21 protein-coding genes and 1 pseudogene are annotated in these 21,301 nt (G+C 64.1%); 6 read left to right on the forward strand and 16 right to left on the reverse strand.

The window, feature by feature from the left end:
* Positions 1 to 713: 713 nt before the first annotated feature.
* Positions 714 to 1,610 (reverse strand): Tim44-like domain-containing protein, encoded by an 897-nt coding sequence (locus QD172_RS16845; protein ID WP_077373522.1) that lies wholly within the window; start codon positions 1,608 to 1,610, stop codon positions 714 to 716.
* A 74-nt stretch (positions 1,611 to 1,684) separates the two neighbouring features.
* Between QD172_RS16845 and QD172_RS16850 the strand changes: the two genes are divergently transcribed.
* Positions 1,685 to 2,290 carry an isochorismatase family protein gene (locus tag QD172_RS16850; RefSeq protein ID WP_279856331.1) on the forward strand — a complete coding sequence of 202 codons (606 nt, stop codon included), beginning with the start codon at positions 1,685 to 1,687 and terminating at the stop codon, positions 2,288 to 2,290.
* 27 nt (positions 2,291 to 2,317) lie between these two features.
* On the opposite strand, the gene yaaA is transcribed toward QD172_RS16850, so the two are convergent.
* The 3 genes from yaaA to QD172_RS16865 all read right to left on the reverse strand — a co-directional run bounded on the left by yaaA (position 2,318) and on the right by QD172_RS16865 (position 4,767).
* Positions 2,318 to 3,106: a peroxide stress protein YaaA gene (gene yaaA, locus QD172_RS16855; protein WP_279856332.1), complete on the reverse strand. Its 789-nt coding sequence runs from the start codon at positions 3,104 to 3,106 to the stop codon at positions 2,318 to 2,320.
* A 108-nt stretch (positions 3,107 to 3,214) separates the two neighbouring features.
* Positions 3,215 to 3,667: a DMT family transporter gene (locus tag QD172_RS16860; protein WP_077373528.1), complete on the reverse strand. Its 453-nt coding sequence runs from the start codon at positions 3,665 to 3,667 to the stop codon at positions 3,215 to 3,217.
* 68 nt (positions 3,668 to 3,735) lie between these two features.
* Positions 3,736 to 4,767, reverse strand: a complete 1,032-nt coding sequence (locus QD172_RS16865) for an NADP(H)-dependent aldo-keto reductase (RefSeq protein WP_077373531.1) — start codon at positions 4,765 to 4,767, stop codon at positions 3,736 to 3,738.
* Between the two features lie 314 nt (positions 4,768 to 5,081).
* On the opposite strand from QD172_RS16865, the gene QD172_RS16870 reads away from it, so the two are divergent.
* Positions 5,082 to 5,567: a sel1 repeat family protein gene (locus tag QD172_RS16870; RefSeq protein ID WP_077373534.1), complete on the forward strand. Its 486-nt coding sequence runs from the start codon at positions 5,082 to 5,084 to the stop codon at positions 5,565 to 5,567.
* Between the two features lie 198 nt (positions 5,568 to 5,765).
* Positions 5,766 to 6,266 carry a hypothetical protein gene (locus tag QD172_RS16875; protein ID WP_077373537.1) on the forward strand — a complete coding sequence of 167 codons (501 nt, stop codon included), beginning with the start codon at positions 5,766 to 5,768 and terminating at the stop codon, positions 6,264 to 6,266.
* A 94-nt stretch (positions 6,267 to 6,360) separates the two neighbouring features.
* On the opposite strand, the gene QD172_RS16880 is transcribed toward QD172_RS16875, so the two are convergent.
* Positions 6,361 to 7,329 carry an NAD(P)H-quinone oxidoreductase gene (locus tag QD172_RS16880; protein WP_279856333.1) on the reverse strand — a complete coding sequence of 323 codons (969 nt, stop codon included), beginning with the start codon at positions 7,327 to 7,329 and terminating at the stop codon, positions 6,361 to 6,363.
* Between the two features lie 186 nt (positions 7,330 to 7,515).
* Between QD172_RS16880 and QD172_RS16885 the strand changes: the two genes are divergently transcribed.
* On the forward strand, positions 7,516 to 9,282 hold the full coding sequence (locus tag QD172_RS16885; RefSeq protein ID WP_279856334.1) for a lysophospholipid acyltransferase family protein: 1,767 nt from the start codon (positions 7,516 to 7,518) through the stop codon (positions 9,280 to 9,282).
* A gap of 15 nt (positions 9,283 to 9,297) precedes the next feature.
* Here QD172_RS16885 and QD172_RS16890 read toward each other — a convergent pair whose 3' ends face one another.
* Entirely contained in the window at positions 9,298 to 9,852 is a 555-nt protein-coding gene (locus QD172_RS16890; RefSeq protein ID WP_279856335.1) for a TIGR00730 family Rossman fold protein, read from the reverse strand.
* 300 nt (positions 9,853 to 10,152) lie between these two features.
* On the opposite strand from QD172_RS16890, the gene QD172_RS16895 reads away from it, so the two are divergent.
* Positions 10,153 to 11,493, forward strand: a complete 1,341-nt coding sequence (locus QD172_RS16895) for a sodium-dependent transporter (RefSeq protein ID WP_077373548.1) — start codon at positions 10,153 to 10,155, stop codon at positions 11,491 to 11,493.
* Between the two features lie 120 nt (positions 11,494 to 11,613).
* Here the strand turns inward: QD172_RS16895 and QD172_RS16900 are convergent, their stop codons facing one another.
* From QD172_RS16900 to QD172_RS16940, 9 genes and pseudogenes are all read right to left on the reverse strand, one after another.
* Positions 11,614 to 12,141: a DUF501 domain-containing protein gene (locus tag QD172_RS16900; RefSeq protein ID WP_077373551.1), complete on the reverse strand. Its 528-nt coding sequence runs from the start codon at positions 12,139 to 12,141 to the stop codon at positions 11,614 to 11,616.
* Positions 12,119 to 12,448, reverse strand: coding sequence for a hypothetical protein (locus QD172_RS16905; RefSeq protein ID WP_077373554.1), 330 nt, complete (start codon positions 12,446 to 12,448; stop codon positions 12,119 to 12,121). The genes QD172_RS16900 and QD172_RS16905 overlap by 23 nt, the downstream gene beginning before the upstream one ends.
* Before the next feature lie 57 nt (positions 12,449 to 12,505).
* Positions 12,506 to 12,985, reverse strand: a complete 480-nt coding sequence (locus QD172_RS16910) for an aminoacyl-tRNA deacylase (protein WP_279856336.1) — start codon at positions 12,983 to 12,985, stop codon at positions 12,506 to 12,508.
* Positions 12,986 to 13,071: 86 nt separating this feature from the next.
* Positions 13,072 to 13,470 (reverse strand): annotated as a pseudogene (locus QD172_RS16915) (thioesterase family protein); the annotation flags it as partial.
* 48 nt (positions 13,471 to 13,518) lie between these two features.
* Positions 13,519 to 14,340, reverse strand: a complete 822-nt coding sequence (locus QD172_RS16920; RefSeq protein ID WP_084207779.1) for a hypothetical protein — start codon at positions 14,338 to 14,340, stop codon at positions 13,519 to 13,521.
* The gene (locus QD172_RS16925; RefSeq protein ID WP_279856337.1) at positions 14,340 to 15,359 is read right to left on the reverse strand and encodes a zinc-binding dehydrogenase; all 1,020 of its coding nucleotides are present in this window, start codon (positions 15,357 to 15,359) and stop codon (positions 14,340 to 14,342) included. The genes QD172_RS16920 and QD172_RS16925 overlap by 1 nt, the downstream gene beginning before the upstream one ends.
* Positions 15,360 to 15,575: 216 nt before the next feature.
* On the reverse strand, positions 15,576 to 17,117 hold the full coding sequence (locus QD172_RS16930) for an alanine/glycine:cation symporter family protein (RefSeq protein WP_077373566.1): 1,542 nt from the start codon (positions 17,115 to 17,117) through the stop codon (positions 15,576 to 15,578).
* 67 nt (positions 17,118 to 17,184) lie between these two features.
* Positions 17,185 to 17,622 (reverse strand): universal stress protein, encoded by a 438-nt coding sequence (locus tag QD172_RS16935; protein WP_077373569.1) that lies wholly within the window; start codon positions 17,620 to 17,622, stop codon positions 17,185 to 17,187.
* Positions 17,623 to 18,020: 398 nt separating this feature from the next.
* Positions 18,021 to 18,446, reverse strand: a complete 426-nt coding sequence (locus tag QD172_RS16940) for a hypothetical protein (RefSeq protein WP_279856338.1) — start codon at positions 18,444 to 18,446, stop codon at positions 18,021 to 18,023.
* A gap of 121 nt (positions 18,447 to 18,567) precedes the next feature.
* On the opposite strand from QD172_RS16940, the gene QD172_RS16945 reads away from it, so the two are divergent.
* Entirely contained in the window at positions 18,568 to 19,731 is a 1,164-nt protein-coding gene (locus QD172_RS16945) for a PatB family C-S lyase (RefSeq protein ID WP_279856339.1), read from the forward strand.
* A 517-nt stretch (positions 19,732 to 20,248) separates the two neighbouring features.
* Here the strand turns inward: QD172_RS16945 and QD172_RS16950 are convergent.
* Positions 20,249 to 21,214, reverse strand: coding sequence for a tetratricopeptide repeat protein (locus QD172_RS16950; RefSeq protein WP_347882037.1), 966 nt, complete (start codon positions 21,212 to 21,214; stop codon positions 20,249 to 20,251).
* Between the last annotated feature and the right edge of the window lie 87 nt (positions 21,215 to 21,301).

Below are 21,301 nucleotides of genomic sequence, written 5' to 3' on the forward strand. Positions count from 1 at the left end.
GATGGTAGTGTGGAGTTTCTCCATGTGAGAGTAGGTCATCGTCAGGCACTTATACCGAACCGCCCCTGCAGCCCAGCTGCAGGGGCGGTTCTCTTTGTGCGCGGAAAAAGTGGCACGAAAGAGAAGAGAGACAAAGGAAGGACTGCGTCGTGCTTGCCAGGGGAAGCCGTAGACGGGGAGCAGAGTTCCAGGGAGTCGCAGGGGGCAAGGGGGCAAGAGAGCAAGAGGGTGTGGAAAACCTCGCTGCACGATTCCTCAGGGTATTCACATCGTGTCTGTCGAGGTGATGCACGTGAGCGCCGTGAGGCTCGCATGAGTCCGTTGTTTCCGAGAGCGGAGGAAGTGCTAGGGCGGCTTATCTTTATCGAGCGTCAAGCGTCGCGGGTTGCGCACCTCGGAGTTGCTCGACTTTTTCTTCATCAGGGTGAACTAAAGCGTCATGCCAGACTCTGAGTAGGTGAGTTTCGACGTTCCCTTGCTTAGAAACTTGTCTGTGCTATCCCATCAGCAGACTTTTTGAGATATGGCACTCCTGCCTTGCAGTCGAGCAGCCAGTCCGCCGGCCACTTCCCCAGTGGCCGGTTTTTTTATGTCTGCCGTCTGGCTCCTTGCCTTGCAGGCATGAAAAAGCGGCCGGATGAGTGATCATCCGGCCGCTCTGGTATCTGATGGAGTCCTCAGTGTGAAGACCGCATCAGGGAGGGAGGAGCTGTTTAGCTGTTCTGCTCGATACCCTGAATGTACCAGTCTGCACCATCGCGCAGCTCACGGACCAGGTGCCAGGTCTCGTTGAACTCGTTCTGCTCGCCATTCTCGTCGAGCACGCCGTGGAACAGCACTGTCGCTTCCGCCTGCTTGCCGATTTCCTGCACGCTGCCCAGTTCAGCGAACAGACGCACGACTTCGGTACGGTTGTTGGCTGGCTGCTGAGCGCGTTCTTCGCGCAGCATGTTGTAGAGCTCCGGCGTCACGTATTCCTGGATGCGCGGCAGGTCATTGTTGTCCCAGGCGCGTTGCAGGGTCATGAAGTGCTCCTTGGCACCACCGAGGAACTGTTCCTTGTCGAACCAGGCAGGCTCACTGACGGGAGCTCCGCCGCCCAGCCCTGCACCGATACCGCCAGCAGGCGCCAGCGACTCGCCCTGCTCCTGGTGCGCTTCACGTGCCTGCACATTACGTGGCTGATCATCGTGACGGGGGGAGGCGCTACCGCTGCCTGCCGGCCCGCCGCTCGCCATGGCGGCCTTCTTGCGCGCGCTCAGGAACTTGAAGGCGATGAAGGCGATCACCGCGATGATCAGGAAGTCTGTCATGCGCAGACCATCGAAGGCGCCGCCGAAGAACAGCGATGCCAGCAGTCCGCCTGCCAGCAGACCTGCCAGCGGGCCGGCAAACTTGGACAGACCGCTGGAGGGCTTGGACTTCGCTGCAGTGCTGCTGTTGGTGGCCTTATTGCTGCCAAACAGTGAGCTGGAGGATTTTCCGCTGTCAGCGGATCGTGAGTAGCTACCGAAACTCTTGCCGCCGCCGAGGCGCTTGGCCTCCGCGTGTTCGACGCTCAGACCGAAGCCGAGCAAGCCGACCATCAGCATGATGAACAGATGGCGCATGTGGGATCTCCTTGGATGCGCTAGCGTGTAAGTGGAAGCCCCATTCTAGCCCTAGAATCGACGTGGGAGGACCAATGGACGACGAAAAGTCTCAACACCTGATGGCGAGACGGTCATTGTTGTTGCTGATCGACTTTCAGGCTCGCCTGATGCCGGTACTGAGTGGCGGAACCGAAGCCATCAACAGTGCCATCTGGCTGGGCGGCATCGCCCAGGCGCTGGAAATCCCCGTGTGGCTGACGGAGCACTGTCCGGACAAGCTGGGCGAAAGTGTTCCCATGACACACTTGCTGAGCGAGCGAACCCGCTGCTTCACCAAGCGCAGCTTCAGCGCGCTGGAGGCGCAGGATTTTCGAAAGGCGCTGGAGCAGAGCGGATGTGATCAGCTGGTGGTATGTGGTGCCGAGGCGCATGTCTGCGTGATGCAGACCGTGCTGTCACTATGCGGTGCGGGGTATCGAGTGGCGCTGGTAGCTGATGGTGTCGCCAGTCGCCGCCCGCGTGAGGCAGCATTGGGAGTGACCCGCTGCGAGGCGGCGGGGGCCAGTGTCGTCAGCGCCGAGATGGTGGCTTACGAATGGCTTGGAAGCGCGGATCACGTCCTTTTCGGTGATATTCATCGCCGTTATCTCAAACCTCGGGCAGGAGAGTACCTGGCGTTCCCCGGGTTGGGTGGGTGAGTTGCAGGGCGACCTGCAAGGCGCGCGTCAGGCGCGTGCCGCGTCGGCCTCACTGCGCGTGAAGACCAGCGTATCGCCCTCTGAGGCGGCATTGGAGAAGCGGTAGCCGGCCACATCGAAGTCCTTGAGGTCCTCAGCCGTCTCGATATCGTGCTTGAGCATCCAGGCGCTCATCAGGCCGCGTGCACGCTTGGCGTAGAAGCTGATGATCTTGGACTGACCGTTCTTCTCGTCCTTGAAGACCGGCGTCACGATACGGTGGCGGAATGCCTTGGCGTCGATGGCCTTGAAGTACTCGTTGGAGGCCAGATTGACCAGTATCGGCGTGCCACTGTCTTCGACGGCCTGCTCCAGTGCCGGCGTCAGCGTCTTGCGCCAGTAGGCGTAGAGGTCCTTGCCGGCCGGGTTGCTCAGGCGGGTGCCCATCTCCAGACGATACGGCTGGATGAGATCCAGCGGGCGCAGTAGCCCGTAGAGGCCGGAGAGAATGCGCAGCCTGTGTTGCGCGCGCTCGAATTCTTCCTCGCTGAACGTTTCTGCCGCCATGCCCTGATAGACATCTCCCTGAAAGGCCAGTACCGCCTGCTTGGCATTGTCTGGCGTGAAGGGGGGCTGCCATTCCTGAAAGCGAGCGGCATTGAGGCCGGCCAGCTTGTCGGAAAGCTTCATGAGGCTTGCGATGTCCTGCGGTGATTGCTCGCGCAGGATATCGATCAGCGGCTGAACCTGATCAAGAAAGTCGGGTTGGGTATGACGGGAGGTCACGGGGGCGCTGTCGAAATCCAGCGACTTGGCGGGCGAAATCACACTCAGCATGAAGACCTCCTGACAGGGGAAAGGTCTCAGTATATCAGGCAGACAACATGGCCCCGAGTCCGTCGGGACTATCGGGGCCATAGATTGCGATGCGTGACGCCAAAGGCATCAATAGCGTCGGATCAGGAAGACGCCAGCGAACAGCAACAGCACGCCCGCCACGCGCCCCAGCGAGAGATCATGCTGCGGGAAGGTTGCCCAACCGAAGTGATCCAGAACGACCGAAGCCGTCAGCTGGCCCGCCAGGAAGGTGGCCATCATGGTGGCCGCGCCCAGCTTGGGTACCAGGATCACGCTGGCTGCCACGAAGAAGGCCCCCAGCAGACCGCCGGTCCAGCTCCACCAGGGAGCCGCTTTCAGGGCACCAATACCCGGCATGGGCAATCGCATGGCCAGCACGATACCGATCAGGGCGATCGAGCCGATCACGAAGCTGACCATGGCGGCCATGAGCGAACTGTGGGTCTGCAGGGCCAGCGTGGAATTGACGCCGGCCTGGATCGGCATCATGGCACCGGCGGCCACGGCCATGAGAATCATGCTCAGTTCAGCGGGATTCATGGGGTTTCCTTGGAGACGAACAGGCCGGTCATCACGACCGGCCTGTCGGGTTGCGCGTCAGGGACAGATCAGGGGCAGGGGTTCGGCGCGGTGTTGTGGATCATCTCGATCTCGGCCAGCACCTCGTCGCTCAGTTCCACCTCGAGGCTTTTGATGTTGCTCTCCAGCTGCAGCATGGTGGTGGCACCGATGATGTTGCTGGTCAGGAACGGACGCGTGTTGACGAAGGCGAGTGCCATCTGCGCCGGGTTCAGGCCATGACGGCGTGCGATATCCACGTAGCAGGCGATGACGTGCTGGGCCGGCTCCGCGTTGTAGCGCTGGAAGCGCTCGAACAGGGTCAGACGCGCACCTTCCGGACGGGCGCCATCCAGGTACTTGCCGGACAGGGTGCCGAAGGCCAGCGGCGAATAGGCGAGCAGGCCCACATCTTCGCGGTGCGCGAACTCGGCCAGCCCGACCTCAAAGCTGCGGTTGACCAGGTTGTAGGGATTCTGGACGCTGGCGACGCGCGGCAGATTCAGGCGCTCGGCCAGATTCAGGCACTGCATCACGCCCCAGGGCGTCTCGTTGGACAGACCCACGGCGCGAATCTTGCCCGCGGTGACCAGTTCGCCAAGCGCGGAGAGGCTTTCTTCCAGCGGCGTCATGTCCTCGTCTTCCACCGGCTGGTAACCCAGCTTGCCGAAGAAGTTGGTCTTGCGATCCGGCCAATGCAGCTGATAGAGGTCGATGTAATCGGTGCCCAGGCGGCGCAGGTTGTCGTCACAGGCGGCGATGATCTGCTCGCGGGTCAGGCGTGAACCACCGCGGAGGTAGTCCATGCCCGGGCCGGTGACCTTGGTGGCGATCTTGACCTGGTCACGGTTGCCGCGTGCGGCCAGCCAGCTGCCGATGTACTGCTCGGTGCGGCCCTGGGTCTCGCCATTGGGCGGGACAGGGTACATCTCGGCGGTATCGATGAAGTCGATGCCGGCATCGAGCGCACGATCCAGCTGCTGGTGGGCATCGGCTTCGCTGTTCTGCTCACCAAAGGTCATGGTGCCAAGGCACAGCAGACTCACGTCAATGCCGGTGCGGCCTAGAGCTCTACGTTGCATGCAGGATTCCCCTGTCGGGTGGTTGGCAAAAGCGGGTAAGGCGAGCGTGCGTCGCCTGCGTGCGTCAGGGCAGGTGCGGCGGCGGTTTCACTCGCGGGACGGCGCACATATTAGCAGCGTAACAAAAACCCACAAGGCGGGCTTGAGTCCCCCTGATTGCGCGAGTATGCTTGGCGCCCCGTTGTCAGGGGAGCAGCCTCGCGAGGCCGCCCGCATGGGCAAACTGACAGCGTTGGCAAGGAGAACAGCGTCGCAGGCTCAGGAAAGGGCCAGATACGGCGTCATCCCTCTTATCTGTTTCAAGGTTACTCGTCATGCCGCAGGCCTCAACCCTGATGACCGGACTGAAATACCGCCTGGCGGAGCGTCTGTTCCACGCCTCCTGGCTTTCCGGCTCTCAGCAGAAGCATCGTCTGACCATGCGTCTGTTCAATCACTGCGCCAAGGCCGGTCATACCGGTGCGCTGTCATTGTACGGCCACATGCTGTTCCAGCGCGGCAGTTCGGCGCAGGAAAAGGCCAAGGGTGCCCGTTTCGTCGTCAAGGCGGCACAGGCGGGTGACATCCATGCCCAGTACCAGGCAGGGTGCATCTACGAGCATGGCTGCGCGCAATACCAGAGTGACCCGGCCAAGGCCGTGACCTGGTATGCACGTGCGGCAGAGCGTCATCATGCGCTTGCCGCGCAGCGCCTGGCACGTGCCTATCGTGAAGGCTCGCTGGGGCTGGCGGTCTGCCCGCACAAGGCGGAGCACTGGGAAGCGCATGCACGCAGCGGTGACGAAGCCGCCCTCCACTGAGCCAATCCGACGGCTGCTGCCGTCGTCGATCGCCTCCTCTGACAGCGCCCTCCTCGTGAGGGCGCTGTCGTCTCCGTCTCTTCTGATGCCCACCGGATGAGCAGGACTCGCCAAACGGGGGGCAATTCCCGTAACCTGAAGACATTCAACCCCTTCTTGCCTGGTCCTTGGCTGCCTGAGATACCGTGGGAGACGCGTGTGACGCTGCCTATTCTGCTCGATATTGAAGCCTCCGGCTTTGGCCGCGGCAGCTACCCGATCGAGATCGGTCTGGCGCGTACCGATGGCAGCAGCTGTGCCTTCCTCATCCAGCCGCTGGAAGAGTGGGTGCACTGGGACCCCAAGGCTGAGTTGTTGCATGGTATTTCACGCGCCCGATTGGCACGTGAAGGTCGCCCGGTGCGGGAAGTGGCGCAGTGGATCAATGATGAGCTGAGCGAGACACGTATCGCGTACAGCGATAGCTGGGGCTACGACAATACCTGGTTGTCGTTGCTGTTCCATCATGCCGGCATGCTGCCGCATTTCCGGCTGGAAGCGCTGCGCCGGCTGCTGGATGAGGAGCAGCTGAATCGCTGGGCCGAGCTCAAGGAAGCCGTGATCGCCGAAGGCGGCATCCAGCGCCATCGCGCTGGAGATGATGCCCGTCTGCTGCAACTGACCTGGCAGAAGGCCCAGGCCATCGAGCGCAACGACTGAGCGTTCAGCCCGGCGAAAGATGACCGGCGTGAAAGCCCCTGCAGAAGGCAGCCCATCGGGCTGCCTTCTTGCGTTCTGCCAGTCGACGACGGACTCAGGCCCCGCTTACCGCCAGCAGCACCTTGCCAGTGCTGGCGTTGTCCTGCACATAGGCATGCGCAGCCTCGGCGTCCTGGATCGGCCAGCTCTTGTCGATATGCGGACGTATCTCGCCTCGCGCCAGGCGTGGCCAGACGTGGACATAGAGTGCATCCAGCACCATGCCCTTGCCCTTGGGCGAGCGGGAACGCAGGGTCGAGCCGATCAACCGCTGGCGCTTCATCAGCATGCGCCCCAGATCCAGCTCGTCCATGCGTCCGCCCATCAGGCCGATCAATACCATGCGGCCATCCTGATTCAGGACCTGCTGATTGCCTGACAGGTAGCCGCCGCCGACCGGGTCGAGAATCATGTCAGCGCCGCCCCATTCGTTCACGGCATCGACGAAACTGCCATCGTGGCGATTCCAGCCGGCATCGGCCCCCAGCCGCAGGCAGGTGTCCAGCTTCTCCTGACTGCCGACGGTCACGAAGCAGGGATGGCCGAACAGGCCGCACAGCTGGATGGCAGTGGTGCCGATACCGCTGGCCCCGGCGTGCAGCAGGACGCGTTCCTTGTGCTTGAGGTTGCCCTCGATGAACAGGTTCAGCCAGGCGGTGGCGAACATCTCCGGCAGGGCGGCCGCCTCACGCAGGCCGAAGCCCTCCGGCACCGGCAGTACCTGCAGGGCATTGACCACCACCTCTTCGGCATAGCCCCCGCCTGCCAGCAGGGCACAGACCGGGTCCCCCACCTGGAAGCGTTCCACGTGTCTGCCCACCTCGAGGATGGTGCCGCTGACCTCGAGACCGAGAATCTCGCTTTCCCCGGCCGGGGGCGGATACTGCCCGGCGCGCTGCATCAGATCCGCGCGGTTGACGCCGGCCCAGGCCACCTGGATACGCACCTCGTCCGAGGCGATACCTGAAGGGGCCTCGGTTTCCTGCCAGACCAGCGCCTCGTTCTCGACGGCTATCGCATACATTCGCTATCTCCTTGGCTTGGCAACCGTGGCTGCCTTGCTGTGATCGCTCCGTCCTCAGACGGATGTCTGTCATCTCACTGTACGGGGACTGTGACGCACCTGTCATGAAGTGGCGCGATTCTGACGTGATATCAAGCCTCTGTTTCAGACTGCGAGTGACGCACCGCGTTGCGCAAAGGAGTGAGCATGATCGATACCGCCCGTGTCATCGCCGCCAAGTATCCCGCCTTTGCCAGGCGCCACCCTCTGATTCGTCGCCCGGCGCTGGCGCTGCTGCGGCGTCTGGTTCACGAGAGCGAGATCAATGCCTTCCTCGCCGAGCATGCCGGTCTGCGCGGTTTCGACTTCATCGACCGTGTGCTCGATCACTTCTCCTTCGCCTACTCCGTCTCCTCGCGGGAGCGCGAGAACATCCCTGCCTACGGGCGAGTGGTGATCGTCGCCAACCACCCGCTGGGCTCGCTGGACGGGCTCGCGCTGCTCAAACTGGTCGGGGAGGTGCGGCGTGACGTGAAGATCGTCGCCAACGACATCCTGATGAAGGTCGAGCCGCTGGCGCCCTTGCTGCTGCCGCTGGACAACCTCAGTCGCCGCGGGTATCGCAGAAGCAGTACCCAGATCTGCGAAGCACTGATGAATGAAGAGGCCGTCATCATCTTCCCGGCCGGAGAGGTCTCGCGCGCAGGACCGACCGGGCCGCGTGACGGCAAGTGGCTGTCGGGTTTCCTGCATTTCGCGCGCAAGACCAACGCGCCGGTACTGCCGATTCACGTCAGTGGTCGCAACTCGACGCTCTTCTATACCCTGTCATCGATCAACCGTGGCCTCGGCACGCCGCTGCTGGCCCACGAGATGTTTCGCCAGCGCGAACGTCAGCTCAAGCTGCGCATCGGGGAACTGATTCCGCTGGCGCGTCTCGACAGTGATGCCCTGAGTACCAATGCCAAGACACGCCTGCTGCGCAAGCATCTCTATCGCATCGGACGCGGCAAGCGCGGGCTGTTCGTGACCGAGAAGGCCATCGGTCATCCGGAGGAGCGCCAGGCGCTGCGTGAGGAACTGACGCCGTGTGAGCTGCTGGGTGAGACCCGCGACGGCAAGAAGATCTACCTGTTCGATGCCTTTCCCGGTTCCAGCGTGATGCGCGAGATCGGTCGGCTGCGCGAGTTGAGCTTCCGCCGCGTCGGCGAAGGGACGGGAGAGCGTCGTGACATTGACCGTTACGACGCGCATTACCGCCATCTGGTGCTGTGGGATGACGCCGATCTCGAGATCGCCGGGGCCTATCGCATCGGTGAGGTGGGCAAGATCATGGCGGCACATGGCGAGAAGGGGCTCTACAGCCCGACCCTGTTCCGCTTCACGCCGGAGATGTTCGCGCATATGCAGGAGTGCCTGGAGCTGGGGCGCAGCTTCGTGCAGCCACGCTATTGGGGGCGCCGCAGTCTCGATTACCTGTGGCAGGGGCTGGGTGCCTATCTGCGCCGTCACCCCGAGATTCGCTGGCTGTTCGGCCCGGTCACGCTCTCCAACAGCTACCCGGAGGCTGCTCGGGCGTTGATCGTCAGCTATTACCGCCACTACTACGGGGATGAGGAGGGGCTGGCCCGTGCACGGGCACCGGTCGCGCAGAGTGCGCCGGGCAGTGCCGCCCATGAGGCTGAGCGTCTGTTCGATGGTCAGGATGCCGAGGGTGATTTCCGTCGCCTGCGCGCCCAGCTGGACGCGATGGGCGTGACGGTGCCGACCCTCTACAAGCAGTACGCCGAGGTCACCGAGCCCGGCGGCACTCGCTTCCTCGACTTCAGCGTCGATGCCGATTTCGGCTACTGCATCGATGGGCTGGTGATGGTCGATATCCGGCGCATCACTGCCAGCAAGCGCAGTCGCTATCTCGGGGAGCCGGCCTGTCGCGATCAGGCCGGTGCACGACACCCCGTCACGGAGGCTTGACCCATGCTGCTTGCTTCAGGCCTGCTCGCCTGACGAGGGGGCCAGGCGGTCAAGCAGGGGAGTGATCTCGCGTTCGCTGATCAGGCGGGCGCGAGTATCCGCGTCGAGGAAGCCCGCCTCGACGGTGCGATCCAGAAATTCCAGCAGCGGCGCGTAGAAGCCGTCACTGTCGAGGACGGCGATCGGCTTGGCGTGAAAGCGCAGGTATTGCCAGGTCCAGGTCTCGAACAGCTCCTCCAGCGTGCCGATCCCGCCCGGCAGGGTCACGAAACCATCCGCCAGCGCGGCCATCTGGGCCTTGCGCTCATGCATGTCCGCCACTTCGATCAGCCGAGTCAGCCCGGTGTGTGCCTTCTCGTTGCGCACCAGCGCCTGCGGGATCACGCCGACCACCTCACCGCCTGCGGCCAGCGCGGCATCTGCCAAAGCGCCCATCAGTCCGGCACGTGCTCCTCCATAGACCAGTCCCCAGCCACGTTCGGCGATCGCGGTCCCCAGTGCCTCGGCCTGCTGGCGGTGTTGCGGGGAGGCCCCCTCGCGGGAACCCAGATAGACACAGATGCGATGCATGTTGCTCTCCTGAAGGTGTGTTGTGGCACGCAAGGTCGAGTGCCACGCCAGAATGTCGTGGTCTCCATCCTACCCGAGTTGTGCGGCGGGGCCATGACGCCTTGGCGCAACCTTGCCTTGCAGAGTGAGAGAGCATGCTCGGCGTGGTACCTGCATTCACGGGCCTGCTCTGCTACCCTTGCCGCCCCCGCAGGCGACGGCTGGCGGGCGCTGACGCCCATGAGCCTTTTCATCGGGGTGCACTCCAACATGACGCGACGTCCTGACGGCGGGCGCGGGACAACAAGGCAGGAGAGACAGATGGCGCAGGTGCGCGGACGCTTCGCCAGTCGGCTGGGCTTCTTGATGGCCGCCGCTGGTTCGGCAGTAGGGCTTGGCAACGTCTGGGGCTTCCCGTCCCAGACCGCCAACAACGGAGGCGGGGCCTTCGTGGTGATGTATCTGGTGCTGGCCTTCCTGCTGGCGTGGCCGGCCTTGATGGCCGAGCTGGTCATCGGGCGGCATGGTCAGGCCAATATCGTCACCAGCATGAGTCTGGGACGCGGCATCACCAAGCGCTTCGGCGCGCTGGCGGGCTGGGCGGGCATGCTGACCGCCAGCCTGATCCTGGCCTTCTACGCCATCGTCGCGGGCTGGCTGCTGGGCTATACCGCCGCGCCGGTCAGCGCGGCGCTGGGCATGTCGTCCGCCGCCAGCTGGCTGACCACATTCGACTTCACGCGCAATGTCTCGCTGACGGCGGTCTTCCTCGCCCTGACCATGGCGATCGTGGTCGGTGGCGTGCGCGGCGGGATCGAGAAATGGTCCACACGTCTGATGCCGCTGCTGCTGGCCCTGCTGGTGGGGTTGATCGGCTACGTGCTGACCCTGCCGGGCGCCGATGAAGGCCTGAGTGTCTATCTGACCCCGCAGTGGGATCGCATCTTCGATGCTGACCTGATGCTGAGCGCGATGGGCCAGGCATTCTTCTCGCTGTCGCTCGGCGTGGGGGCGATGCTGATCTACGGCTCCTATCTGGGGCCGGAGCAGAACCTGCCGCGTCTCGGCGTGCTGGTGACGCTGATCGACGTCGGCATCGCCTTCCTGGCCGGCCTGCTGGTGATTCCGGCCATGTATGCCGCGCGTCATCTGGGCGTCGAGATCTTCGATGCCGACGGCCTGCTCAAGAGCTCCGACACGCTGCTGTTCGATACGTTGCCGGCGCTGTTCGGTCAGATGGGTGGCGCGGGAGACGTCTTGATGGTGGCGTTCTTCGCGCTGATGAGCGTGGCGGGCATCACCTCCTCCATCTCGATGCTGGAAGTGCCGGTATCCTTCGTGGTCGAGCGTGGCTGGCTGGGACGGCGTGCCGCCACCCTGGCCGTCGGGGCCGCCATCATGGCCATCAGTCTGACCATCGCCGCCAACTTCGGGGCGCTGTTCGGTCTGGTGATCATGTTGACCACCCAGTACAGCCAGCCACTGGTCGCGCTGGTGATGTGTCTGCTGGTCGGCTGGGCAATGTCGCGCCATGCGCTGCTCAAGGAGATCCAGAGCGGGGCGCCGGACATCGAGTCCAGCCTGTTCTGGAAGATCTGGCCGTGGTACGTGCGCCTGATCTGCCCGCTGTGCATCGCCTTGGTGTTCGCGCACTCGCTGTAAGCCGAAACGCCCCCTGCACGACGCAAGAAGCCCGCCAATTGGCGGGCTTCTTCGTCTTGTGCCTCCTGGCCGACGGCCTCTGCTCGAGGGACTGAGTGTCGGCTAGATCGCAGGCAGGGCTCAGGGCAGCTCGGACAGCACGTCATAGTTGGCATCGACCCAGTGCCCGATGGCATTGCCCTCGGCATAGGCGAGGTGCTGGGCGTACTGGGTGTGCAGGCAGCGCACCTGATTCCAGTCGCGGATGCCGCCGACGCCACGCTCACGCATCAGCTCAGCGAAGCCCTGGGACTCGATGGCGCTGCGCTCGGCCTCGCTCATGAAGCTCCAGCGCTCGGCGACATAGGCTTCATGACTGGCACGATAGCGCGCCAGCAGTTCCTCGTCGGTCTTGAGGCTCTCTTCCAGCTCCTTGATCACGCCTTCGGCCTCGATGCGTGACAGCGAGATCTTGAGGCGCTCGTCGCACAGCCAGTAGAGGGTCGGGAAGGGCTTGCCATCCACCAGCGAATGCATGCGCAGCACCAGCGGGGTGCCCTCGCCATCGGTGGCGGCCACGGCCTGGATGCCGCGCGGCTTGCGCCCGAGCTGGCGCTCGATGATCTCGAGCTCACGCGCGTCGGGACTATGATTGGTCAGGATCACCATGCTTGCAGTCAGGCTCCAGCACACACTTGTTGGACCGGGAGACGGCCCGGAAGAACGCCTGGTTGAGCTGCTGGGGGCTCGGCACATAGCCATGCCACTCGCGCTCGCAGTAGTCACTGCCGCGCGCCATCAGCTCCGGGGCCAGACGATTGAACCAGCCATCATAATCGTAGGGGTCAAGGCCCGGCAAGCTGATGTGCGGGTAGTCGGCGAAGCGCTCGCCGAACCACTGCTCCAGCGAGGCCTCGACCTGCGCATGCAGCTCGGTCATGTCCGGATAGATCCACTTGCTGTAGCGAATGCCCATCGGGCCTCCTCGCTGGCGTGGCGGCAGGTAGCGACAGGGTGACAGGTGGCGAGAGCCTCAGTCCTCACGCGCCAGCGGCGCGAACTGCCCATTGCCCAGTTCACACAGTAGCGCGGGAGCGAGACCGATCTCCAGTCCTCGGCGTCCACCGCTGATGAACATCTCCTCCACCCCCTCGGCGCTGTCGTCCACCCACAGCGGCAGCCGCTTCTTCTGGCCCAGTGGACTGATGCCGCCGACCACATAGCCGGTGGCGCGCTCGGCGGCCTCGTGGGGGGCCAGGGCTGCCTTGCGGGCATGGCAGGCACGCGCCAGTGCCTTGAGGTTCAGCGTGCCGGTGACGGGCACCACGGCGACCACCAGCGACTGGCGGGCACTGCTGCCTTCCAGCTGACAGACGAGTGTCTTGAAGACCCGTGCCGGCTCAAGCCCCAGCGCCTGGGTAGCCTCTTCGCCATACGCAGGCGCCCGAGGGTCATGGGCATATTCCAGGGTACGGTGAGGCTTGCCCTTGAGCAGCTTGAGCGCGGGTGTCATGCCGGTACGCTCCCGGCGGGCGCCGTGCTGTGCGTGCCGAGCGCGCGGGCCTTCTCGCGCAGGGCAGGGAGATCCAGCTCGGCGCTGTCAGTGTGTTCGTGCAGGTGGGAGAGCAGGGTCGTGCGCAGCTCGCCTTCGATGCGCTGCGATTGCTTGGCGTGATGATCGAACTGCACCAGCACGCAGTGGCCACGCGCCCCGCAGATACCGCGCTGCCAGGCTTCCTGGGTCACGGTGAAGGAGCTGCCGCCAAGCCGCGACAGCCAGGTGCGAATCTCGACATCCTGGCCGTATTGCAGCTCGGCGAGAAAGTCGACCTCGATGCGCGCCATGATCAGCGGCCATTTGCGCGGGTCGAGATCCGGCACGAAGACGCGGAACAGGTCATTGCGCGCCCACTCGAACCAGGCCGGCAGGCGCGTGTTGTTGATATGTCCGAGGGCATCGGTATCGAAGAAGGCCGGCTCCAGCGTCTTGAAGTACATGTCATCGCTCCTGTGCGTCCTTGCGGGCTTTTCAGCCTATCAGGAAGCTCAGACGCTGGCTGTACGCCGTGCGGCTAGTCGTCGTTGCAGCGGTGTGAACACGCCCAGCCATGCCGTCGCGATCACGAACCCCAGCAGGGTGCCCGCCGCGACCCCCATGCTCGGGTAGCTGAGCGAGACCACCAGTGAATAGCACAGCAGCGAACCAAGGCCCGCCGGGTAGTGCTTGATCACGGTGGCGACAGCGGCCGGCCCCTGAGTCAGATGCAGAATGATCAATAGCGGATACATGGTGACAGGGAAGGCCGCCACCAGCCCGGCCCAGGACGGTGGCAACAGATGGGCCAGCGCGGTGATGCCGAACACGATGCCGGCCGCGAGGCCCGCACGCGCCAGCAGCGAAGGCCACGAGAACGGGGCCTTGCGACTGCGGGTTTCCGGTACGTCGCGGTACAGGCGCATGCACAGCATGATGGCGATCAGCGTCACGATCACGCCGCTGACGCGGGTGAACTCGAACTGCGCCAGGATCACGCTGGCCGCCAGCCAGCCCAGCAGGCCACCCAGAGTACCGTTGATGACGCCGCGCAGCCCCTCTGCACGCCCGCATAGCCAGTAGCCGACCCCCAGGGCGAGGGTCGAGGAGAATCCGGCCAGCGTGTAGATGGCACTCTCACCGGCGAATTCGGGGGAAATCTCGACCCCGATGAAGCCCAGCGTGATGGCCGTGCCGAGCGGATAGCCGGACAGCAGCCCGGCCATGCGCGTCGAGAGACGCTCCGCGATCAACGACAGGCCGATCACCACCGCGACCGAAATCAGCAGCTTGAGCAGCTGCAGGCCAAGCTCGCCATGCAGTACCGCTGTCATCAAGTGGCGTCCCAGAACTGGCGGCGCAGCAGGGAGATCTTGCCCAGTGCCTTGCCGGAGGCCTGATGTCGGTGTGCCTCGGCGACTTCACGGAAGTCGAACTGGCGCTCGTCCAGGCGCACCTTGAACTCGCCTTCCTCGACCAGTTCTACCAGCTTGCCCAGTGCCTGACGCTGCTGCTCGTGACCGATGCCGGCGCTGAGCGGCAGCAGGATCGACAGCACTTCCAGACTGCGACTACCGGCATGCAGCGGCGAGAGATCTACCGTGGTGCGCGCATTGATGGTCACGATGCGCCCGCCCAGCCTGCTGGCGACGAAGCTGGCGGCCAGGTTGTCACCCCCGACGCAATCGAAGACCAGATCAAAGCCCTGGCCAGCCGTCAGGCGTTCCACGTAGTCGGCCACCGCTTCCTCGCGGTAGCGAATGACGTGGTCCGCGCCACAGGCACGTGCCAGCTGCGCCTTGTCATCCGTGGAGACGGTCGTGGCGACTTCCGCACCGATGCAACGGGCGATCTGCAGTGCGACATGACCGACACCGCCGGCGCCGCCGTGAATCAGTACGCGTTGCCCCGCCTCCAGCTGGCCACGTTCCACCAGCGCCTGCCAGGCGGTGATGAACACTGCAGGCAATGCCGCGGCTTCCATGAAGCTCAGGCGGCGCGGCTTGCGGGTGATCAGACGCTCATCGGCGATCATGTAATCCGCCAGCGCCCCGGGGTGAGACGCGACACCCCCGGCAAATCCGAGCACTTCATCGCCCGGTGAGAAGGTCAGCACATCGTCTCCGACGGCATCGACGATGCCGGCGACATCACCATGCAGGATGCAGGGTTCGGGGGGGAGAAGGGCGACCTGCCCGCTGGCCAGCTTGAGATCGAGCGGGTTGACGCTGGAAGCGGCGACGCGAATGCGCACCTGTCCGGGGCCGGGTTCCGGCAGTGGGCATTGCGTGCATTCGAAGTCGGCATCCGGGCCGGGGTTGCGCAGCACCATGGCGTGCATGGAAGCGAGCATGAGACGTCCTCGTTGAAACGAATTCCGGCCAGTTCGGCCAGTGAGCGCCACACCCTACCCATTGCGCTGCGCCGCGGCAATGCGACTTGGGTGGTTTCCGCCGTCCTGGTGACGGAATTGCATGATCGACAACGAAAAAGCCCCTGCCGAAGGGCAGAGGCTTTGGGTCATGCGGCGGGTGACGACTGCGTCAGACCCGCCTGAGAGGGAGAGGTGTCACGCGTTCTGGCGCTTGGTCTCCTTGTCGATCGGGGCGATCTCGCCGGACTTCAGCTTGGCGAGGTACTGGCTCAGCTCGCGCTTCACGACCGGCATCAGGTAGTAGAGACCGATGATGTTGGCGATGGACATGGCGAAGATCATGGCGTCGGAGAAGTCGATGACCGGACCGAGGCTCATGGAGGAGCCGATGACCACGAAGGCGAGGAAGATCAGCTTGTAGACGATCTCGGCACCCTTGCTCTCACCGAACAGGTAGGTCCAGGCTTTCAGGCCGTAGTAGGACCAGGACAGCATGGTGGAGAAGGCGAACATCAGCACCGCCAGCGCCAGCACATACGGGAACCACGGGAAGGCGGTCTCGAAGGCGTAGGACGTCAGCTGGACGCCGCCGAGGCCTTCGACCTGATAGGCACCGGTGATGACGATGACCAGTGCGGTCATGGTGCAGATGACGACGGTATCGATGAACGGTTCGAGCAGCGCGACGATGCCTTCGGTGGCCGGCTGGGAAGTCTTCACGGCAGAGTGGGCGATGGCGGCGGAGCCGATACCGGCTTCGTTGGAGAAGGCGGCGCGCTTGAAGCCCTGGATCAGTACGCCGACGATACCGCCGCCGACCGCGACCGGTGCGAAGGCACCTTCGATGATGGCGCCGAAGGCCGCCGGAATCGCGCTGAAGTTGAAGCCCAGGATGATGAGAGCCGCGATCACGTAGATGACCGCCATCATCGGCACCAGCTTCTCGGTGACGCGAGCGATGGACTTGATGCCGCCGATGATGACCATGCCGACGATGGCGGCCATCACGAGACCGAACAGCCAGCCGTAGCCGATCAGGAAGCTGGCATCACCGCCGGTGACGTTGACGGCCTGCTGATAGGACTGGTTGGCCTGGAACATGTTGCCGCCGCCGATGGAGCCGCCGATGGCGCAGATGGCGAAGAAGATCGCCAGGATCTTGCCAAGCCCGGCCTTGCCATTCTCCGCGAAGCCCTTGGACAGGTAGTACATCGGGCCGCCGGAGATGGAGCCGTCGGCATTGACGTTGCGGTACTTCACGCCAAGGGTACATTCGCAGAACTTGGAGGCCATGCCGAGCAGGCCGGCCAGAATCATCCAGAAGGTCGCGCCCGGCCCCCCCAGCGAGACGGCGACCGCGACACCGGCGATGTTGCCCAGCCCGACCGTGCCGGAAAGCGCGGTGGCCAGTGCCTGGAAGTGGGACACCTCGCCTTCATCCTTCGGGTCGGTGTAGTCGCCCTTGACCAGACGCACGGCATGCCCGAACAGACGGAACTGCACGAAGCCGAAATAGAGCGTGAAGACGACGGCAGCGATGATCAGCCAGCCGACGATCAGCGGGAACTGGGTGCCTGCCACCGGCACGGAATAGAAGATGGTGGAGACGATCGGATTGACGATCGGCCCGACGATGTCACTGATGGCCTGATCCATGCCTTCGGCACGGGCAGAGCCTGCGGCCATGAGCGCTGCCATGGCAGCAGCCCAGGGGGCAAGGGAGCGGAATCGACTCATGAGAAGGGACCTCGGGAGCATGTTGTCATTGTTGTGGGATCAGTCTGCGGACGCCTGGCGTCATCCATCAGGGCACGACGGTGACGGGGACCGAGGCTTCCTGGATCAGATGCGCGGTCACGCTGCCGAAGATACGAGAGCGCATGCTCTCCCCCTTGCGACCGACGATGATCTGCTCGGCATTCACTTCCCGCGCCAGCAGGCTCAGGATCTCGGCGGCGTCACCGTGACGAACGCGGCCTTCCACCTGATACCCCTCCTTCTCGAGCTCCGTGATGGCAGGCGCGAGAACGCGCTCGCGTGCCAGCTTGATCTCGCTTTCACGGCGACTCGCACGCTGGGCGTTCTCCTCCGGCGTGTTGAAGCTGTAGGGCGACCATTCGACGACATAGCAGAGAATGATGCGGGTTTCGGGGCCGACCAGCGTCGCGACGCGCTTGGCGTGTGCGATGGCACTGTCGCCGCCCGGCGTTCCATCCAGTCCGACAATCAGGGAGGTGGTCATTGAGAGCTCTCCAGAAGCTTGCCGGTCACTGTGTCTCGGCGACTCGGCCAGCGGATTCTTGTTGAATTACCGTTCTTGGACGGTTGAAAGCACTTTACTCCTCGGCAGGTGCAGAAATCCCTGCGTTTATCATGCTTCATGAAACGGTGATTAAACGTAAAAGGGCGGCAGGAGGCGCCTGGGGAAGGAGTCAGGCAGACACTCAGGAGGAGGCATGTGGAGGAGAGTCATGCCCGCAGAGACGAGCCGTACCAGTCAGGCTGGCAACGAGGTTCGCCTGGAGTGCCCCACCACGCTTGTGGACGGGGGGGGGCGCCAGAGGTGGGGCAGGGGAAGGTGTCGTTGTCGCAGCGGGGAAGGGCATGCGCCCATGTGTCAAGGGGCGACCGGGACAAGCGCTAGATCAGGCGCTGGTGGGTCAGATCCTTCCAGGCGCTTTCCATGGGCCAGGCCAGCGGCTTTCTGAGGTGGTCGGGCAGTGCCATGAGTGCGGCATCCGGACTTTCGTGCTCACGCATGCGTATCCAGCAGTACGCCCAGGCGCAGGCCTCGTCCTCATCCTGCGGCAGCGGGCGCGCCGGCATCTGCATCAGCAGGAACAGGGCGGCCTTGGGAGCCCACAGTGGGGCGCCGCCGTCATGGGCCCAGCGTTCCAGCTGCTCGCCTTCCGGATTGCTCTCAGGCTGCCCCAGTTTCGCCACGCGGGCCGTATCGGCCAGCAATACCGCCAGGCGCTGGTTGTCGCCTCTTCCATGGGTCAGCCAGGCACGCAACAGGCCGGGGAGACCGCGTTGTGCTTGCGGGTAAAAGGTGTCTTCGGACATGCACAAAGCCTTATGCTGTAGTCATTCCACGGGGTTGTCCGCCTGTTGCCGGCGGTTCGAGCGGCAGGTGGTGCCTCATGTCTTCATGGCTCGCATGGGCCAGCACCGGGAGAGATTCTACATGGAGCACGATTTCATCACCCCCATTGACCGCAGTCAGTATCCCTCCCAGAAGTGGGAGCGCTACGGCGCGGATGTCCTGCCGCTGTGGATCGCCGACATGGACTTCAGCGCGCCGCCGGCCGTGACGCGTGCACTGGCGGAACGGGTTGCTCACCCGATCTACGGCTATGCCAAGCCCTCTCAGGGGCTCGACGACAGTCTGCGCGACTGGAGCCGTGAGCACTATGGCTGGGAGATACCGCGTGAGGCCATCGTCTGGCTGCCCGGCGTGGTGCCGGCACTGCATCTCGCCAGCCTGGCATTGACGTCAGAAGGGGCGGGGGTCGTGACGACCACGCCGATCTACCCGCCCTTCCTGCAGGTTGCGCAGAAGACGGGGCGTATCGCGCAGATGGCGCCATTGGCGGAGCCTGCCGAGCCAGGTGGCCTGTGGCAGCTGGACCTCGAGGCACTGGAAGCCGCGATCACTCCCGAGACGGAACTGCTGCTGTGGTGCCATCCACACAATCCTACCGGCCGTGTCTGGCGCGAGGAAGAGCTCGAGGCGCTGGCAGCACTGGTGGAGCGTCATGATCTGCTGGTGGTGTCCGACGAGCTGCATGCCGACCTGGTGGTGGACCCCGCATCGCGGCATATCCCGCTGGCCAGCCTCAATCCGCGCCTGGCGGCGCGCTGCGTGACACTGTGGGCGCCTTCCAAGACCTTCAACACGGCGGGACTGACCTTTGCCTGTGCGGTGATCACCGATCCGGACCTGCGTCAGCGCTTCGTCGCCGCGACCCGTGGCCTGATGCCGGATACCAATGTATTGGGCATGGTGGCGACGGAAGCGGCGTGGCGTGAGGGAGAGCCGTGGCGTCAGGAGCTGCTGGAGGTGCTGCGCGGCAATCTCGATCTGCTCGAAGCGCATGTGGCCGGCTGGGAGCGCGTTCGCATGACGCGCCCCCAGGCGACCTATCTGGCCTGGCTGGACATGCGTGAGGCCGACCTGGGCGATTCGCCTCAGCAGACATTGCTGGAGGAGTGCGGTGTCGCGCTTTCCGACGGGGCCGACTTCGGCTGGCCGGGGTTCGTGCGCCTGAACTACGCCACCACACGTCAGCAGCTTGAGCAGGCATTGCAGCGTCTCGATGAACGCCTGAAAGGTGCGCTGCAGGGGTAGTCAGATGTCTGATCTGGATCAAGCGCCGATGAGATGCTGGCAGGAAGTGGCGAGCGAAACCTTGAATTGAGAATCATTATCGATAACTCTGAGGGCAGGCCGTTCATCGTGAGCGGGCATCCTCAGGAGGGATGATGATGAGACATGAGCTGGCAGAGACATCTCGTTGGGCGCGAGCCGATGTTGAGTCGTCCGGCGTGATGGCATGTCGAGAATGGTGTTGCAGGGGCGGGAGTCTCCGGTTGGCCAGGGCGAAGGAGGCGGGGGCCATCACGCCCGCGCTGGAAGAGCTCCCGCCTGGCTGTCCGCTCAGCGCCCGCGAAGCGCGTGCGAGGCCATCACTGCTGAAAGGGTGGACGCGTCGGGGCGGCTGAATCCAGGGCTCATCCGCATCCTTTCCCGTCCTGCTGCACGCACACGCTTCACGACATTCATCCGCTACCTGCGACAAGGGGCCCCGAGGACAACTCACGTCCTCGGGGCCCCTTGTCGTGGGAAGGTGGTTGCCGTCTGCGACTCAGTACATCAGGGCGAACAGCTGGCGGCGGAAGCGCACGGTCAGCTCATGGGTCGCGCCGAGGGCATCGAACACGCGCAGCAGCGTCTTGCGGGCCAGATCATCCCCGTATTGGCGGTCGGTCTTCATCAGGCCGATCAGGGCATCGAGCGCCAGCTCGTAGTGGCCATCGGCAAGATCACGCATGGCGCGCTGGTAGCGGGCCTCGCTGTCATCCCGCTCGATCATGGCCTGGACCTCTTCCGGGCTCGGCGCCTCGGCGATGAAATCGATGCGTGCACGCACACCACGCGCCTTCGGGCCATCGCGGTCTTCCGGCTTGAGGGAGTCCAGCAGCTGGCGGGCCTCTTTGCCGTTGCCTTCGGCGACCAGGACCGAGGCGAGCTGGATGCGGTAGTCCGGTGTCTCGGGGGATTCCTGCGCCAGCTGCTGGTAAATCGCCTTGGCGGTCGCCAGGTCGCCGGTTTCCAGTGCGCTGGCGGCCTGCTCGACGAGGCTGGGGCCGGCACCGGCAGCAGGCATCACCTTGTGCTGCTCGAGGAACTGGCGAATCTCGGCTTCCGGGCGGGCGCCGGTGAAGTTGCCTGCCAGGCCGCCCTGGATGACCAGCTTGACGTCGGGTACCGAGCGCACTCCCAGCTGGGCAGCGATGTCCTGCTGTTCCTCGGCGTTCAGCTTGGCGAGGATGAAGCCACCGGCATATTCACGAGCCAGCATCTCGAGAATCGGCGTCAGGACGCGACAATGCTCGCTCTGGGGAGACCAGCAGTCCAGCAGCACCGGTACCTGCTGTGAGGCCTCGAGGACCTGCTGCAGATTGCTCATGTCGACATCGATGATGTAGGTGTTGGCGTCTTCTGCCTGGCGGGGGGCGCTGGCAGCAGCTCCGCCTACCACGCCTTGTGGTTGGGCGGCGGTGGTGTCATTGCCGGTCAGTGGCTGGCCGGTATTGGGATCGATGATCATGATGCATGCCCCGGAAGTGTCTGCGATTCAAGGCTCGCACGCGAGCCGGCTGGCTTGATGATGCGGGCCGCGGCGGGCGAGTTCAAG

The sequence above is a fragment of the Cobetia sp. 10Alg 146 genome (assembly GCF_029846385.1).
GTDB lineage: Bacteria > Pseudomonadota > Gammaproteobacteria > Pseudomonadales > Halomonadaceae > Cobetia > Cobetia marina.